Source organism: Sphaerisporangium siamense, from assembly GCF_014205275.1.
GTDB classification, from domain to species: domain Bacteria; phylum Actinomycetota; class Actinomycetes; order Streptosporangiales; family Streptosporangiaceae; genus Sphaerisporangium; species Sphaerisporangium siamense.
This window is the reverse complement of sequence record NZ_JACHND010000001.1, coordinates 5112582-5126632: the sequence shown is the minus strand read 5'-3', so window position 1 is coordinate 5126632 and position 14051 is coordinate 5112582. Positions and strand designations below refer to the sequence as shown.

18 protein-coding genes are annotated in these 14051 nt (G+C 73.4%); 10 read left to right on the top strand and 8 right to left on the bottom strand.

What is annotated here, in order from left to right; translation table 11 throughout:
- Nucleotides 1-121 precede the first annotated feature (121 nt).
- Both BJ982_RS23650 and BJ982_RS23645 read right to left on the bottom strand, forming a co-directional pair.
- Complete coding sequence (locus BJ982_RS23650) at nucleotides 122-679, bottom strand: SRPBCC family protein (RefSeq protein WP_184883492.1); 558 nt, start codon at nucleotides 677-679, stop codon at nucleotides 122-124.
- A 95-nt stretch (nucleotides 680-774) separates the two neighbouring features.
- Nucleotides 775-1479: an alpha/beta fold hydrolase gene (locus BJ982_RS23645; protein ID WP_184883489.1), complete on the bottom strand. Its 705-nt coding sequence runs from the start codon at nucleotides 1477-1479 to the stop codon at nucleotides 775-777.
- Between the two features lie 120 nt (nucleotides 1480-1599).
- Here BJ982_RS23645 and BJ982_RS23640 point away from each other — a divergent pair, with 120 nt between their 5' ends.
- A complete protein-coding gene (locus BJ982_RS23640) occupies nucleotides 1600-2250 on the top strand; it encodes a winged helix-turn-helix transcriptional regulator (protein ID WP_184883487.1) in 651 nt (216 codons plus the stop codon).
- Between the two features lie 76 nt (nucleotides 2251-2326).
- Nucleotides 2327-2539 (top strand): DUF3072 domain-containing protein, encoded by a 213-nt coding sequence (locus BJ982_RS23635; RefSeq protein ID WP_184883485.1) that lies wholly within the window; start codon nucleotides 2327-2329, stop codon nucleotides 2537-2539.
- A 117-nt stretch (nucleotides 2540-2656) separates the two neighbouring features.
- Here the strand turns inward: BJ982_RS23635 and BJ982_RS23630 are convergent, their stop codons facing one another.
- Nucleotides 2657-3256, bottom strand: a complete 600-nt coding sequence (locus tag BJ982_RS23630; RefSeq protein WP_184883483.1) for a dihydrofolate reductase family protein — start codon at nucleotides 3254-3256, stop codon at nucleotides 2657-2659.
- A 360-nt stretch (nucleotides 3257-3616) separates the two neighbouring features.
- Between BJ982_RS23630 and BJ982_RS23625 the strand changes: the two genes are divergently transcribed.
- Nucleotides 3617-4483: a glycerophosphodiester phosphodiesterase gene (locus BJ982_RS23625; protein WP_184883482.1), complete on the top strand. Its 867-nt coding sequence runs from the start codon at nucleotides 3617-3619 to the stop codon at nucleotides 4481-4483.
- 40 nt (nucleotides 4484-4523) lie between these two features.
- On the opposite strand, the gene BJ982_RS23620 is transcribed toward BJ982_RS23625, so the two are convergent.
- Nucleotides 4524-4886: a YciI family protein gene (locus tag BJ982_RS23620; protein ID WP_184883480.1), complete on the bottom strand. Its 363-nt coding sequence runs from the start codon at nucleotides 4884-4886 to the stop codon at nucleotides 4524-4526.
- A gap of 123 nt (nucleotides 4887-5009) precedes the next feature.
- Here BJ982_RS23620 and BJ982_RS23615 point away from each other — a divergent pair, with 123 nt between their 5' ends.
- Both BJ982_RS23615 and BJ982_RS23610 read left to right on the top strand, forming a co-directional pair.
- Nucleotides 5010-5987, top strand: coding sequence for a sigma-70 family RNA polymerase sigma factor (locus tag BJ982_RS23615; protein WP_275411777.1), 978 nt, complete (start codon nucleotides 5010-5012; stop codon nucleotides 5985-5987).
- A 55-nt stretch (nucleotides 5988-6042) separates the two neighbouring features.
- Nucleotides 6043-6543, top strand: a complete 501-nt coding sequence (locus BJ982_RS23610; protein WP_184883477.1) for a GyrI-like domain-containing protein — start codon at nucleotides 6043-6045, stop codon at nucleotides 6541-6543.
- A gap of 49 nt (nucleotides 6544-6592) precedes the next feature.
- Here BJ982_RS23610 and BJ982_RS23605 read toward each other — a convergent pair whose 3' ends face one another.
- Nucleotides 6593-6868, bottom strand: coding sequence for a hypothetical protein (locus tag BJ982_RS23605; RefSeq protein WP_184883475.1), 276 nt, complete (start codon nucleotides 6866-6868; stop codon nucleotides 6593-6595).
- 427 nt (nucleotides 6869-7295) lie between these two features.
- Between BJ982_RS23605 and BJ982_RS23600 the strand changes: the two genes are divergently transcribed.
- Nucleotides 7296-8750, top strand: coding sequence for a glycosyltransferase family 39 protein (locus BJ982_RS23600; RefSeq protein WP_184883473.1), 1455 nt, complete (start codon nucleotides 7296-7298; stop codon nucleotides 8748-8750).
- Nucleotides 8751-8821: 71 nt separating this feature from the next.
- On the opposite strand, the gene BJ982_RS23595 is transcribed toward BJ982_RS23600, so the two are convergent.
- Both BJ982_RS23595 and BJ982_RS23590 read right to left on the bottom strand, forming a co-directional pair.
- Nucleotides 8822-9631 (bottom strand): thioesterase II family protein, encoded by an 810-nt coding sequence (locus BJ982_RS23595; RefSeq protein WP_184883471.1) that lies wholly within the window; start codon nucleotides 9629-9631, stop codon nucleotides 8822-8824.
- A gap of 59 nt (nucleotides 9632-9690) precedes the next feature.
- Nucleotides 9691-10602 carry a LysR family transcriptional regulator gene (locus BJ982_RS23590; protein ID WP_184883469.1) on the bottom strand — a complete coding sequence of 304 codons (912 nt, stop codon included), beginning with the start codon at nucleotides 10600-10602 and terminating at the stop codon, nucleotides 9691-9693.
- Between the two features lie 103 nt (nucleotides 10603-10705).
- On the opposite strand from BJ982_RS23590, the gene BJ982_RS23585 reads away from it, so the two are divergent.
- Entirely contained in the window at nucleotides 10706-11071 is a 366-nt protein-coding gene (locus BJ982_RS23585; protein WP_184883467.1) for a YybH family protein, read from the top strand.
- 97 nt (nucleotides 11072-11168) lie between these two features.
- Complete coding sequence (locus BJ982_RS23580) at nucleotides 11169-11984, top strand: sporulation protein (RefSeq protein WP_221482358.1); 816 nt, start codon at nucleotides 11169-11171, stop codon at nucleotides 11982-11984.
- Between the two features lie 46 nt (nucleotides 11985-12030).
- Here the strand turns inward: BJ982_RS23580 and BJ982_RS23575 are convergent, their stop codons facing one another.
- Nucleotides 12031-12756 carry a sulfotransferase family protein gene (locus tag BJ982_RS23575; protein WP_184883465.1) on the bottom strand — a complete coding sequence of 242 codons (726 nt, stop codon included), beginning with the start codon at nucleotides 12754-12756 and terminating at the stop codon, nucleotides 12031-12033.
- Nucleotides 12757-13024: 268 nt separating this feature from the next.
- Here BJ982_RS23575 and BJ982_RS23570 point away from each other — a divergent pair, with 268 nt between their 5' ends.
- Complete coding sequence (locus BJ982_RS23570; protein ID WP_184883463.1) at nucleotides 13025-13396, top strand: STAS domain-containing protein; 372 nt, start codon at nucleotides 13025-13027, stop codon at nucleotides 13394-13396.
- A gap of 179 nt (nucleotides 13397-13575) precedes the next feature.
- Nucleotides 13576-13941: a hypothetical protein gene (locus BJ982_RS23565; protein ID WP_184883462.1), complete on the top strand. Its 366-nt coding sequence runs from the start codon at nucleotides 13576-13578 to the stop codon at nucleotides 13939-13941.
- Nucleotides 13942-14051: the final 110 nt, after the last annotated feature.

Sequence of the window (14051 nt, the reverse complement as noted above, 5' to 3'; positions counted from 1 at the left end):
CCCGGCGCCGCAGGGGCACCCTTACCGGAGGGGATGATCGCTCCGGTAAGGGCGGGTCGAGGAACCTCCCCGCGGGCCTGGGAACCTGCCCGCGGGTCAGGAGCCATGGCCCGCTCGCGGGTCAGGAGGCCGGGGTCAGCGCCATGGCCGCCAGGGTCTGGGTCATGTGGGCGCGCAGTTCCTGGAGGCGGCCCGCGAGGATGGCGGAGGCGTGCTCGGGGTCGCGGGCGATGATGTCGCGCAGGCCGCTGTGGCCGCCGCCGTGCTCGAAGCTGTGGCGCACGACGGTCTGCCCGGGCGTGTCGCCGGGCCGCAGGTCGTAGCGCCACCGCGACGAGGGGGCGTCAGGGTCGCCCTTCGGGTCGAGGACCTCCCAGGCGAACGTGGTGGGCCGCTCCGCCTCGGTCACCTCGCAGGTGACCGTCCATTCCATGTCCCCCCTGCGGTTACGCGCCTCGAAGCGCGTCCCGGGCAGCACCGGGCCGTCGTCGCCGACCCAGCCCTCGAACCGGCACTCCGGGCTCCAGTCGCCGATGCGGGACACCGACGTGATCAGCTCCCAGACGCGGTCGGGGGGCAGGTCGACGGTGACCTCCAGGTCCACCCGCGCTCCGGTGACGCCGTAATCCTCCATGTGGACCTCCGTGGTCTCCCGGCACCGGGGCGCGGTGCCGTCCATGGGCCGCTCGATTTCCTTACGCTGAATATCAGGCCGGACACGCGCCGCGTTCCCGGTGCCCGGCCCGATAGGGGTGTCTCTGGGGTGGGGGCGGCTCAGCGCAGGCCCGCGTCCGCGCGGTACGCCTCCAGACGCTCGGTGAGCTCCTTGGGATGGGCGAGCGCGGGCAGGTGGCCGCCGTCCATCTCGTCGGGGACGATGCCGAGGCGTTCCCGGACGACCCGCCGCATGAACGGGGCGGGGAACAGCCGGTCGCCCCGGCAGAGCAGGAACCGGGTCGGCACCTGTGGCCAGGCGTCCAGCGGCCACGGTGCGGCGAACGGCGTGCCGGACTGGCCGGGCGACTTCCTGGAGAGCAGTTCGCCGGCGACGGCGGGCGGGACGTCGTGCAGGAAGGCGACGGTCTCGTCGAACTCCGCGGGCCGCCCCTCGCGCTCGGCCAGCTCGCGCGCGGCCTGGGGCTGCCCGGTGTTGTCCCACCAGTCCCCGCCGGACTCCCCCGGGGCGGGCACCATGGCGGCGAGCATCACCAGCAGGCGCACCGGGACCCGCTCGCACACCAGCGGAGCGGTGAACCCGGCGAGCGACTGCGCGACCAGGATCAGGTCGGCCCCGGAGGCGGCGCGCTCGCCGATCGCCGCCACGACCGTGTCGGCGTACTCGGGGAAGCCGGCCGCGTCGTCGCCGCACGGCAGGTCGGGGGCCACGACGTCGTGGCCGCGCGCCCGCAGTTCGGGAGCGACCAGGTGCCAGTACCAGGAGTCGGACGCGGCGCCGTGGATGAGGACGTAGGTGGCCATCGCGGAGGCTTGCCTCTTCTCGGTTTCGAATGCGTTCGAATAGAGGTCCTAATTTAGCACCGATGCTTGCTCACATGCGGGGATTCAAGAAGGTAAAGGCAGGACGCGTATGCTCGGCGCATGGCACGCAGCTACGACGACCCGTGCGGCGTCGCGCGTGCCCTCGACGTGATCGGTGAGCGGTGGGCCCTGCTGGTGGTCCGCGAGCTGCTCGCCGGCCCGAGGCGCTTCACCGACCTGCGGACGGGCCTGCCGGGCGCGAGCCAGAACGTGCTGTCCCAGCGCCTGCGCGAGCTGCGGTCGGCGGGGGTGGTGCGGCGGCGCAGGCTGGGGCCGCCGCTGGACGCCTGGGTGTACGAGCTGACCAGGCGGGGCCGGGAGCTGGAGGCGGTCCTGCTCCCCTTGGCCCGGTGGGGAGGCCGCGTCCCCCTGGCGAGCCGCGCGGAGCTGAGCGTGGCCGCGATGGTGCTCGCACTGCGGACCACCTTCGACGCCGCCACGGCCGGGGACACGCGCGCCACGATCGGCCTGGCGCTCGGGGACGAACGCTTCCGCGCCGAGGTGGCGGAGGGCCGCATCGAGATCGCCCGGGGCGACGCCGGCCGATCCGACGCCGTGCTCGACACCGACGTCGCCACGCTCAGATCTCTCGTCTTCCGGCGGTTGCCGCTCGCCGAGGCGATCGCGGCGGGCGCCCTGAGGCTCACGGGCGACGCCGACACGGCGGCCCGGTTCCTCGCCTTGTTCCCGCGCCCGGCCCCCGCGCCGTGACGGCCCGGCCTTTACCTCGCGCGGCGGTTACGGCGAGGTCGCCGGGGTAGAACGGGCGTTCGAGGAAGGGAGCGCCATGAGCCGAGGACCCGTGGAGAAGGATCCGGAGGAGTGGGCCACCGGCGACGAGCCGATGACCGCGCCGCAGGAGTCGTACCTGCGCACGCTGGCCAGGGAGGCGGGCCGGGACGTCCCCGACGGCCTCAGCAAGGCCGAGGCGTCCAAGCTCATCGACGAGCTCCAGCCGCAGAGCGACCGGCTGGGGCCCGCCGAGGGCAAGGGCCGCTGACCCGGGGCGTCCCGGCGGCGCCGCCGCGTTTCGTCGCGGCGCTGCCGGGGCGGTGCGCCGCGGCGGCGTGTGCCGTCCGCGGCGCCGCCGGGGAACGGCGTCCCCGGCGCGCCCGGATCAGGACTCCGGGGTCTCGGGCGCCGGGCGGTAGATGTGGATGACGGCGCCGGTGCTGGTCTTCTTGCTGTCGACGAGCTGGAGCGTGGCGGGCACCTTCGCGCCCTCGAACAGCCGCTTGCCCGAGCCGAGGAACACCGGGAAGAACCAGAGCCGGTACTCGTCGACGAGGCCGTGCTCGATCAGCGTGCGGGCCAGCTCGCCGCTGCCGTGCACCTGCAGCTCGTTGCCGGGCTCGCTCTTCAGCCGCCGGACCTCCTCCACGACGTCGTCCTTGATGACGGTCGTGCCGGCCCAGTCCGCGGTGCCCAGCGTCCGCGAGACGACGTACTTCGGGCACTTGTTCAGCCGCGTCGGCGTCGGGTCGTTGTCGTCCACGACGTTCGGCCAGTGCGCCGCGAAGATCTCGTACGTCTTGCGGCCGAACAGGAACGCGTCGGCCTGCTCGAACCACTCGCCGACGAACGTGCCCATGTCCTCGTCGGCGTGCGGGATCAGCCAGCCGCCGTGCTCGAACCCGCCCTCACGGTCCTCATCGGGCTGTCCCGGGGCCTGCAGCACCCCGTCCAGCGAGAGGAAGGTCGTCAACGTCAATTTCATAGCTCGCTCCCTTCACCACCAAGAACTGCGGCCATCGTCCTATCGGCGGCGCAAGCTTGTATACGCGCTGGATTGCGCACTTGCGCCGGGCCGCCGCGCGGTGCCGTCCAAGCAGGCTGCCGGCACGCTGGAGGCGGACCGCCCCGTGACCGGCTCTACGACCAGCCCTGTGGCCGGCTCTACGGCCGGTTCTGGGAGCCCCGTAACCGGCACCGCGTCCGCTCAATGAGTCACCGGCCGGAGCGGCTACGGACAAATACTCATTTAGCAGGCACCTAAGGGTTACCAAACCATCAACTCGCGGTCGCGCTCAGCGGTCAGGTTCAGAATGCAGGGGCCACGCCGATCCTGAGGAGACGCATGTTCCGACGACCGGGCCTCATCCTCTCGACCACGATCCTCACGACCACCTCCGCCCTCCTGATCCCGTCCGCGCACGCCCTGGACGGCCCGTCCGACACCGCCGCCGCGGCGCCGGCGAAGATCGTCAACGTCGCGCACCGCGGGGCGTCCGCGCACGCGCCGGAGAACACGGTCGCGGCCTTCCGGCTCGCCGGCCGGCAGGGCGCCGACATGTTCGAGGCCGACGTGCAGGAGACCAGGGACCACCGGCTGGTCCTCGTGCACGACACGACGCTCGGCCGCACCACCGACGCCGAGCGGGTCTTCCCCGGCCGGTCGCCGTGGCGGGTCCGTGACCTCACGCTCGGCGAGATCCGGAAACTGGACGCGGGCGCGTGGTTCTCGGCCCGCTACCGCGGCGAGCGCGTGCCGACCCTCGGCGAGACGCTGCGCGCGATGGAGAAGAGCGGCCTCGGCCTGCTGCTGGAGGTCAAGGCGCCCGGCCTGTACCCCGGCATCGAGGCCCGCGTCGCCCGCGAGCTGCGGCGCCACCCCGCCTGGCTCCGCCCGGGACGCCTGGTCGTGCAGTCCTTCGACTGGGGCTCGGTGCGGCGGTTCCACCGGCTGATGCCCGAGGTCCCCCTGGGCCTGCTCGGCACGCCCCCGGCCGGGCGGCTGGCCGGCCTGGCCGGGTTCGCCCGGCAGATCAACCCGCCGTACCAGGACCTCACCGCCGGGTACGTCCGGCGGGTGCACCGGCTCGGCATGCGGGTCTTCACCTGGACTGTGGACGACCCGGCGGTCGCGCGCCGTCTGGCCGCCTACCGGGTGGACGGCATCCTCACCGACAAGCCGGCGATGCTGGCCGGGGCACTGCCCGAGTAGGGGGGGCCGGGGAGCGCCCGCGCGGGCGCTCCCCCGCCGGTCAGACGTCGGCCCCGCTGGTGTCCAGGAACGGCCGCACCTCGATGCCGGTGAGGGCGGCGTCGGGAATGAGCGCGGCCAGCTCGACCGCGCGCTCCCTGCTCTCGCAGTCGACCACGTAGTAGCCGCAGAAGAACTCCTTGGCCTCGGCGTAGGGCCCGTCCGTCGGCGTGACCACCCCGCCGCGCACGCGGACGGTGACGCCGGCCGCGGGATCGGCCAGCGCCTCGGTGCCGACCATCTCCCCCGACTCGGTGATGAGCTTGATGAACCGCCCGTGGCCCGCGAAGACCTCGTTACGCTGGTCCTCGGACACCGACTCCCAGATGGCGGGGTTCATGTAGATCTGCAGCATGTACTTCATCCCGGTGCTCCTCACGGTCTCGCGCGCCCGCGGCGGGCGCGTCACACACATGGGTCGGAGCGCATGACGGTTCCTCGACACGCGGCGGCGGAGAATCTTCGCCAATTCCCGCCCGGTCTCCCCGTGCCGGTCACGAACGCGCCGGGCGACCCCGCCGAGCTGCTGGAACGCCACCGGTCCGGCCTCACCGGCTTCTGCTACCGCATGCTCGGGTCGGCGTTCGAGGCCGAGGACGCCGTGCAGGAGACGCTCGTGCGGGCCTGGAAGGCGTTCGACCGCTACGACGAGCACCGGGCGTCGCCGAAGTCGTGGCTGTACGCGATCGCGGCAAACGTCTGCACCGACATGCTGCGGGGCGCGCGCCGCCGCGCCCTGGCCGTGGACCTCGGCCCGGCCTGCGAGCTCGGCACGCCGCTCGGGCCGCCGCTGCCCTGGCGGGCGTTCGTCCAGCCGGTCCCGGACGACCGGGTGCTGCCGTCCGGCGACCCCGCCGAGTTGGCCGTCGCCCGCGAGACGATCCGGCTGGCGTTCGTCGCCGCGCTCCAGCACCTGCCGCCTCGCCAGCGGGCCGTGCTGATCCTGCGCGACGTGCTGCGCTGGACGGCCGCGGAGGTCGCCGGGCTGCTCGGCGTCACCGTCGCGTCGGTCAACAGCGCCCTGCAGCGCGCCCGCGCGACGCTCAAGGAACGCGGCCCCGGCCCGGGCGAGCCGTTCGCGCCCCTGGACGCGGCGCAGCGGGCGCTGCTGGCGCGGTACGCGGACGCCTTCGAACGCTACGACGTCGAGGGCATGGTCGCGCTGCTCCACGAGGACGCCACGATGCAGATGCCGCCGTTCCGGTGGTGGCTGCGCGGCCGGTCCGCGATCCGCGCGGCGCTGCTCGGGGCGGACGGGTACTGCCACGGGTCGCGCCTGGTCCCCGTCGCCGCCAACGGCTCCCCCGCGTTCGCGCAGTACACCCCGCAGGAGGGGGTGCTCGCGCCGTGGGGGCTGCTGATCCTGGACGTGCGCGGCGGCCGGATCGCCGGCGTGACGACGTTCCTCGACGCCGAGGCGCTCTTCCCGCTGTTCGGGCTGCCCGCCCGGCCGGGCGGGCGATGAGTTCCGGCCCCGCCGTTCGTATCAGGGGTGTGACGACGACCCTGAAGGGGGAAGCATGACGAACGAACCGACGGTCGAGACCCAGGAGGAGCGGCCGTACGCCGCCGTTCCGATCACCGCGCCGCTGCGGGAGTGGGGACGGGTGAACGCGCTGGTGCCCGAGGTCTACGCGTGGCTGCGGGACAGGAGCGTCCCGCCCGCGGGCCCGCTGTTCTACCGGTACTGGTCGGTGGACGTGCGCGGGGACATCAGCCTGGAGGTCGGCGTGCCGGTCGCGGCCCCGGTGACCGGGGACGGCCGGGTGATCGCCGGCGTGATCCCCGGCGGCAGGTACGCCACGCTGCTCCACACCGGGCACCCGGACCGCCTGCTGGAGTCGCTCACCGCCCTGGAGAAGTGGGGCCCGGCCCACGGGTTGCGGTGGGACAACCGGCACGAGGGCGGCCACGAGGTGTGGGGCGGGCGGTTCGAGTTCTACCTGAGCGACCCGGCCGTGGAGCCCGACATGGACAAGTGGTCGATCGAGATCGCCTACCGGATCGCCGGCGACGCCTGAGTCCGCGCGCCCGGCGGGTGACATACGCCCGCCGGGCCCGGCGGGGCGCTCAGGGTGCGTCCGCGGCGGGCCCCGGCACGGGGTCGCAGGCGTACAGGCGCCAGTGGCTGACGGTGGGGTCGGTCAGCGCCTCTTTCACCCGGGCGCTGATCTCGGTGCTGGTGATGTCGTCGCCGGTTTCGACGCGGATGACGATCTCGCCATTGGCCTGCCGCAGGTCTTTACGCCATTCTTCGGGGAGCAGGGCCAATATGCGAATGCCGTCGATCGGCGAATTCGGCGCGGGCCCGAGCCCGGCGCTGTGCATCGTCAGCTCGACCAGCATCGCCACCGTCCTCGTCCGGCGCCACGGTGGCACCCGGGATCATCGTGGTGGAGCAGTCTACGCCGATCGCGGTCCCGCCGGAACCGGCGCATCGGGGGCCGCGACGGGCGTAAGCCCGCTCATGTTTCACCGGCGGATGACCGAATCCTGCTTTCATTCGGGCCCATACTCCCAAATCGCCGGACATCCCACGCTGAATGGGCTTTCCGGGGCTTTCCCAGAGCGGTGATATCGGCGGAGAAAGGGCTCTGGGACCGAGACAAATTCACTTATACCCATAAACCCGACAATTTGGGAACTTAGCGTACGTAGCACGCGGCGCCCGCGGGGCACACCGCCGGCGCCCACCGGCCGTGACCGGTCACGGCCTCCGTACCGAAAGCCGTTCGTTTGGCACCGCACGACGTCTCGGCCAATATGTGCGTCCATGGAAATATCGGCACCCGGCATGGCGGGCGGCGAGCGGACGGCGGCCGCGCGGGAGCGCGGCGCGCACGCGTCCCGGGCGCGCGGCACACGCCTCCACCCCACCGTGGCCGTCATGACCGCGGTCGCGTTCACGGTCACGGTGGCGTGGTCCTGGGCACCGTCGGTGTGGGCCGACGAGCTCGCCACCCTGGGCGCGGTGACGTCCCTGGACACGCTGTGGGAGACGCTGCGCCAGCGCGACGCCGTCTTCCTGCCGTACTACCTGCTCATGTACGTGTGGACGCGGCTCGGCACGGCCGACTGGTGGGTGCGGCTGCCCTCCGCGCTCGCCGTCGCCGCCGCGACCGGGCTGCTCACCGACCTCGGCCGCCGCCTCGCGGGCGCGCGGGCCGGAGTGCCGGCCGGGGCGGCGCTGCTGCTCCTGCCGTCGATGGCCCGGTTCGGCCAGGAGGCGCGGCCGTACGCGATGGCCGTCGCCGCCGCGGTCTTCTCCTTCTGGGCGCTGCGCCGCGCCACCGAGACCGGCCGGTGGGGCCGGTACGTCCTGTCTGTCGCGCTGCTGCCCTGCGCGCACCTGTTCGCCGTCCTCGTGCTGCCCGCGCACCTCGTCATCACCCGGCGGTGCCTGCCGTGGCTCGCCCTCGGCGCGCCGCCCGCGGTCGCGCTCGCCGCGCTGTCGGCGGGACAGGTGGGGCAGGTCGACTGGCTCGGCACGCCCACCTGGCAGAACCTGGTGCTGGTGCGCAGCGCGGTCACCGCGTGGCTGCCCGAGCCGGAGCCCGGCGACCTGCCCGCCGTGGCGCTCGGCTGGCTCCTGGCGCTGGGCGGCCTCACCGGCGCGGTGTACCTGGCCCGGCGCGAGCCGCGCGAGCGCGCGTTCGTGGCGGGGGTCGTGGTCTGGGGCGTGCTGCCCGTCGTGGTGCTGGTGGCCGTCTCGTTCCTCGGCACGCCCGTCTACAACTCCCGATACGTGCTGCCCTCGGCGCCGGCCTTCGCCCTGCTCGCCGGGGCCGCCCTCGCGCGGGCGCGGCCCTGGCTCCACTACGCCGCCCTGGCCGTCGCCGCCGCGCTCGCCCTCCCCCAGCAGATCCACGCCCGCGGCCCGGCCGGTCACCAGGTGGCCTACCGGGACGCCGCGGCCGTCATCGGCTCGATGGTCCGGCCGGGCGACACGATCGCGTACGCGGCGCCGTGGGTCCGCGAGGGGCTGACCCACTACGGGCGGATGCCCGCGGAGTTGAACCCGCGCACCGACATCGGGGACCGGGTCTGGCTGGTGCGCGAGGAGACCGACCGCGCGGTGCGGCCCGGCACCACGGCCCCCTCGCGGTTCGGCCTGGCGGAGGTGGCGCTGCCGAAGGTGAACTACCTGCTGGAGAAGGGGTACGCCGTGCAGCGGCTGTGGTCGCTGCGCGGGGTGACCGTGCTGTTCCTCCAACGCGCACCCCGCTGAACCGGCGGCGCCGGGCCGCATGGGCCCCGGACCGGCGCCGCCGCGCGGACGACCTCCTCACGGGCACGGTCTCAGAGGTACGGGTCCAGGCCCGCGGTGATCTCGGCGAGCACGTCGTCCTGCCGCGGGACGAGGTAGAAGTGGTCGCCGGGCAGCACCCGCGCCGTGAAGGCGCCGGTCGTCGTCTCGCTCCAGCCGGCGGCCTCGTCAGGGGTGGCGGTGGGGTCGGCGTCGCCCGCGAGCGCGGTGACCGGGACGTCCAGCGGCGCCGCCTCCCGGTGCACGTAGGTCTCCACCAGCCGGAAGTCGTTGCGCAGGTAAGGGAACGTCAGCTCGCGGATCTGCGGGTCGGCGAGCATGTCGGCGTCGGTGCCGCCGAGGGAGCTCAGCTGGCTCATGAAGGTCGCGTCGTCGGCGTCCGCCACCGCCGCCTCCCGGGCGGGCAGGTGCGGCGCCCTCCTGCCGGAGACGAACAGGTGCACGGGCGGGGTGCCGAGGTCGCGCAGCGCGCGGGTGACCTCGTAGGCGAGCAGGGCGCCCATGCTGTGGCCGAACAGCGCGGCCGGGCGGTCGAGCAGCGGGCCCATCGCCTCGGTGATCAGCTCCGCCATCCGCCCGGCGTCGCCGACCAGCGGCTCGGCCATACGGTCGGCCCTGCCGGGATACTGCACGGCGCGCACCTCGACGGCCGGGGGAAGCCCCTGGTGCCAGTTGTGGTAGAGGGCGGCGGACCCGCCCGCGTACGGGAAGCAGAACAGCCTGACCCTCGCGAACGGACGGGTCTTGGTGCACCGGAACCAGGTGGACCAGGCGGACCTTCCCGACCGTAAGGGCAGGCCGGACGGGACGGGACGGTCGGACGGGCCGGGCGGCACGGACATGGTCTCCCCACTCTGCTCACAGGATCCGCCGGCGGGACCCGCGCCCGCCGGCCTCCCTATCATCGCGCCCGCGCCGCCGGCCCGCGATCTTCAGGGACGGCGAACGCCTCGCGGGCGTGCCGGACGAACTCGTGCAGCGCGGGGCCGGTGGCGGGCCTCCAGACCAGCGCCAGGACGGCGGGCGTGCCGGCGTCCTCGATGGGCAGCGCGACGAGGGAGTCCTCGTAGCCGGCGGCGATGGACTCCGACAGGACGGCCACGCCGAGCCCGCGCGCGGCCAGGTCGGCGACCGTGCCCGGCGCGGTGGCCTGGAGCGCGATGCCGGGCCGGAGGCCGCGGGCGGCGCACGCCTCGTCGAGGACCGTCCGGATGCCCGTCCCCTCGGGCAGGCACACGAGCGGGTGACCGGCCAGCTCGTCCAGCGTCACGGCGCGCCGGGCCGCGAGGGGGTGGCCGGGCGGCACGGCGGCGACGAGCGGCTCGCTGATGATCGGCAGCGCCCGCAGCCCCTCAGGGGGCGCGCCCGAGGCGCCGATCAGCGCCAGGTCCGCCGCGCCGGCGCGGACCCGCTCGACCAGCCGGTCGGCGTTGTCCTCCACCAGGGTGATCTCCACGCCGGGGTGGCGACGGTGGAAGGCGGCGAGGGCGTCGAACAGCTCGGTGACGGTGCAGCCGGTGACCATGCCCACCGTCAGGCGACCGCGCACCAGCCCGTTCACCTCGTCCACGGCCTTGCGCACGGCGTCGGCGCAGGCCAGCGCGGCGCGGGCGTGCTCAAGCGCCGCGGCGCCGGCGGCGGTCAGCGTCACCGTGCGGGCGGAGCGGTCGATGAGGGGGGCGCCGAGGTCGCGTTCGAGCTGCCGGATCTGGGCGCTGACCCCCGACTGGCTGATGTGCACGCGCTCGGCCGCGCGGGTGAAGCCACCCTCCTCGGCCACCGCGACGAAGTATTCGAGTTGGCGCAGTTCCATAACAGCTGATTCTAGATCCCAGCAGAACCATCTGTTGGACTTCTGACGGCCTCCTTGCCAGGCTTGGTCCTGTCAGCAGAGATCACGAGATCGGAGGATCGTCATGACCGAACGCGAGCGTGCCCGCGAGCCCGAGGACCTCACCCGCCTGTTCGTCGAACGCGCCAACGCCGGCGACGCCGAGGGCGTCGCGGCCCTCTACGAGGAGGACGCCGTCATGGCCTACCCGCCGGGGAGCTTCACGACGGGCCGCGCGGCGATCCGCGCGCTGTGGGAGAAGGTGCTGGCCCAGGGGCCGCGCTTCGAGCCGGAGACGCCGCTTCCCACGCTGGTCAGCGGCGATCTGGCGCTGACCTCCACCCCGCCGAAGGACGGCGCGGGCGCGCGGGCGCAGGTGGCGCGCCGCCAGCCGGACGGCACCTGGCTGCGCGTGCTGGACCGCCCCGAGTTCGTCGTGCCCGCCGGGTGAGACCGGCCCCGCGACGCGGGAACCGCCGCCGGGCGCGGCTCGTTGCCTGTTCGACCGGAGTTCGATCAGGTCCGATCGGAGTCCGATCCATCGCCCGATGACAGCAGGAGAGGTGGCCGTGGTCTTCAAGAGGATGCTGGGAGCGCTGGGGGTCGGGGGTCCTTCGGTGGACACGGTCCTCGCCACGCCGCGCGTGCGCCCCGGCGGGACGCTGAGCGGAGAGGTGCGCGTCCAGGGCGGCGATCTCGACTTCGACGTCGAGTACATCGCGCTCGGGCTGGTCACGCGCGTCGAGATCGAGTCCGGAGACAACGAGCACACCGGAACCTCCGAGTTCTTCCAGGTCAGGGTCTCCGGGCCCTTCCATCTGGGCGCGGGCCGGCGGCACGCCGTTCCCTTCGGGGTCCCCATCCCCTGGGAGACGCCGATTACCGAGGCGCCCGGGGGCCCGCTGCCCGGCGCGACGGTCGGGGTGCGCACCGAGCTCTCGGTGGCCAGGGCCGTCGACAAGGGCGACCTCGACCCCGTGGCGATCATGCCGCTGCCCTCGCAGGAGCGCGTCCTCGACGCCTTCGCCCGGCTCGGCTTCCACCTCAAGAAGGCCGACATGGAGGCGGGCCGCATCCACGGCCTGCACCAGCGCCTGCCGTTCTTCCAGGAGATCGAGTACTACCCGCCCGCGCAGTGGGCCGGCCGCGTGAACGAGGTCGAGCTGACGTTCGTCGCCGACCCGCACGGCCTGGCGGTCGTCCTGGAGGCCGACAAGCGCGGCGGCCTGTTCACCTCGGGACAGGACGTCTACGGCCGCTTCCAGGTCGGCCACGACCAGGCCCTCCAGATGGACTGGACCGCCGAGATCGCCCGCTGGATGGACGGCCTCGCCCACCGCCGCGGCCACGGCATGGGTTGGTAGATCGCGTGGACCGGGAGCGCGGGCATGGAGGCCGGTAGGGGGCGGCTCATGAGCGTGGGCGGGCTCCTCGCGGGGATGGAAGCGACGGGGGCCGGCGGCCGCGGGCAGGGGAAAGGCGGAACGCTGTACGCAGCATGAACCTTCGCAGGAGGCGGCCGAAGGTCTGGCGGTCGTTGAGGCGGGGAAACGGCTCGTCGGGTACCGGGACGCCGAGGAACGCGCACAGCGGGGGCCACCCCTGCCGCACGTCGTAGACCAGCAGCCGGTCGGCGGGGATCGCCTCGCGCACCTCGCGCACGTGTTCCTCGAATCTCCGGATCAGCGCCTCCTTGTCCGGGCCCACGTCATCGAGCGCCCGATGGAGCACGGCGAGGTAGGCCATGCGGCGGAACGCGCGGTAGTCGGCGCTGAGCCGCGACAGGAGCCGTACCCCGGGCCCGTGGGCGCGGGCCTCGTCGAAGATCGTGGCGCACATGCTCGCGTACCACGCTTCGGGATCCCTGACCGTGAGCACGACCTTGGCGGCCGGGTAGTGCGCGGCGAGTTCGCGCCAGTACGCGGCCGCGGGCCAGTCGACGGTGGCGTCGAACCCGCCGAGCACCCCGTCCCAGTCCCGGGAGCGGCCCTCGGCGATGGCGAGCCAGCCGTGGATGAGCGCGGGCCTGGCCATGACCTCCCGCATGTGGTTGCAGGGGGCGAAGCCCAGCCCCTCCAGGGCCGCCTTCAGCGACAGGGTTCCCGTGCGCCCGAAACCCGCTCCGATGACCCGCATACGCCTCCCCCCGGCGTGGCGCTTCCCTTCACCAGCCTCCCGCCGGATGGGCAAAGCGCGCTCCATGTCACCGCAAAGAGACGCCGTCCGCACAGGTCGGGCGCACCGCGCGGCCTTGTGGGAGGACGCCGGGACCGGACCGGATCATCGGCGCCCGGCGTAGGTGAATACTTGACTCCGGACGTTTTGCGTGCCCCATGTTCTTGTATTCGCACGTCCACCGGGAACAGACTGTAAGGGGCAGGTCCCCAGCCGTGGAGGTTACGACATGCCGTTGATGGTACGTCGGGAGAACCGTCGCGAGTTCACCGTCATCGCCATCATCGGCGAGGTGGACCGCAACGGGGTTCCCAGGCTGGGCGAGGACATCGATGAGGCGTTCCGCGCCAGACCACCTCAACTGATCTTCGATCTCTCGCGCCTGAACTTCATCGACTCCTCCGGCCTGCGCGTCCTGGTCCGCGCGGGCGCCAAGGCGCAGAAGTGCGGCGGCACGTGCGCGCTGTGCTGCCTGAACCCCACCCCGCGAAGGATCATGAACCTCACCGGCATCGACGCCGCCTTCGACATCTACCCCACCGTCGACGCCGCCCTCGCCGGCGGCCCCCTGGAAAGCCGCGCCTCCCTCACCTTCTCCTGACGCCCCGCCCGCGCGGATCCCTCGCACTCCTGACCGCCGGCCGCACAGCCCCGCCACGCTCCGGCCCCGGCCGCACTCATCCCGCTGCTGCCCCGGGCGCGCGCGCTCGTTTGAGGGCCGGTTAACGGGTAGGCCAGCCATGTACGCGCGTCCCGCGCGGCTCGGGGAGGAGTGCCACCATGACCGTCGTCAAGTTCCAGGACCTGCCGCTGGCCGACCGTGAACGCGAGTGGGACGGGGCCGCCGCCGACAAGCGCGTCCGGGAATGGGCGGGCGCGGAGGAGGAGCCCAACGCCCGCTACCGCGAGGCCCACGTCTGGTACGACGGCGACAAGCCCGACGAGTTCGGCTCCTACAAGCTGCCCATCGCCGACGTCGTGAACGGACGGCTCACCGCCGTGCCGCACGCCGTGATGGCCGCGGGCGCCGTCATGCAGGGCGCGCGCGGCGGTATCGACCTCCCCAAGGCCGACGTGGACGGCGTCAAAGCCCACCTCGCCCGCTACTACAAGAAGATGGGCGAGACCGCCCCCTGGGACCGCTGACCCATCCACCTCTCCCCCCGATACCGCCCCTGGGACCGCCGACTCACCGCGCCTCTCCCCGGCACCGCCTTCCAGAACCGCTGCCCCATCCGCCTCTCCCCAGAGTGCCC

Excerpts from the sequence above, each read along its gene's own strand:
- BJ982_RS23650 (WP_184883492.1), bottom strand. The coding sequence starts at position 679 with ATGGACGGCACCGCGCCCCGGTGCCGGGAGACCACGGAGGTCCACATG.
- BJ982_RS23645 (WP_184883489.1), bottom strand. The coding sequence starts at position 1,479 with ATGGCCACCTACGTCCTCATCCACGGCGCCGCGTCCGACTCCTGGTAC.
- BJ982_RS23640 (WP_184883487.1), top strand. The coding sequence starts at position 1,600 with ATGGCACGCAGCTACGACGACCCGTGCGGCGTCGCGCGTGCCCTCGAC.
- BJ982_RS23635 (WP_184883485.1), top strand. The coding sequence starts at position 2,327 with ATGAGCCGAGGACCCGTGGAGAAGGATCCGGAGGAGTGGGCCACCGGC.
- BJ982_RS23630 (WP_184883483.1), bottom strand. The coding sequence starts at position 3,256 with ATGAAATTGACGTTGACGACCTTCCTCTCGCTGGACGGGGTGCTGCAG.
- BJ982_RS23625 (WP_184883482.1), top strand. The coding sequence starts at position 3,617 with ATGTTCCGACGACCGGGCCTCATCCTCTCGACCACGATCCTCACGACC.
- BJ982_RS23620 (WP_184883480.1), bottom strand. The coding sequence starts at position 4,886 with ATGAAGTACATGCTGCAGATCTACATGAACCCCGCCATCTGGGAGTCG.
- BJ982_RS23610 (WP_184883477.1), top strand. The coding sequence starts at position 6,043 with ATGACGAACGAACCGACGGTCGAGACCCAGGAGGAGCGGCCGTACGCC.
- BJ982_RS23605 (WP_184883475.1), bottom strand. The coding sequence starts at position 6,868 with ATGCTGGTCGAGCTGACGATGCACAGCGCCGGGCTCGGGCCCGCGCCG.
- BJ982_RS23600 (WP_184883473.1), top strand. The coding sequence starts at position 7,296 with ATGGAAATATCGGCACCCGGCATGGCGGGCGGCGAGCGGACGGCGGCC.
- BJ982_RS23595 (WP_184883471.1), bottom strand. The coding sequence starts at position 9,631 with ATGTCCGTGCCGCCCGGCCCGTCCGACCGTCCCGTCCCGTCCGGCCTG.
- BJ982_RS23590 (WP_184883469.1), bottom strand. The coding sequence starts at position 10,602 with ATGGAACTGCGCCAACTCGAATACTTCGTCGCGGTGGCCGAGGAGGGT.
- BJ982_RS23585 (WP_184883467.1), top strand. The coding sequence starts at position 10,706 with ATGACCGAACGCGAGCGTGCCCGCGAGCCCGAGGACCTCACCCGCCTG.
- BJ982_RS23580 (WP_221482358.1), top strand. The coding sequence starts at position 11,169 with ATGACAGCAGGAGAGGTGGCCGTGGTCTTCAAGAGGATGCTGGGAGCG.
- BJ982_RS23575 (WP_184883465.1), bottom strand. The coding sequence starts at position 12,756 with ATGCGGGTCATCGGAGCGGGTTTCGGGCGCACGGGAACCCTGTCGCTG.
- BJ982_RS23570 (WP_184883463.1), top strand. The coding sequence starts at position 13,025 with ATGCCGTTGATGGTACGTCGGGAGAACCGTCGCGAGTTCACCGTCATC.
- BJ982_RS23565 (WP_184883462.1), top strand. The coding sequence starts at position 13,576 with ATGACCGTCGTCAAGTTCCAGGACCTGCCGCTGGCCGACCGTGAACGC.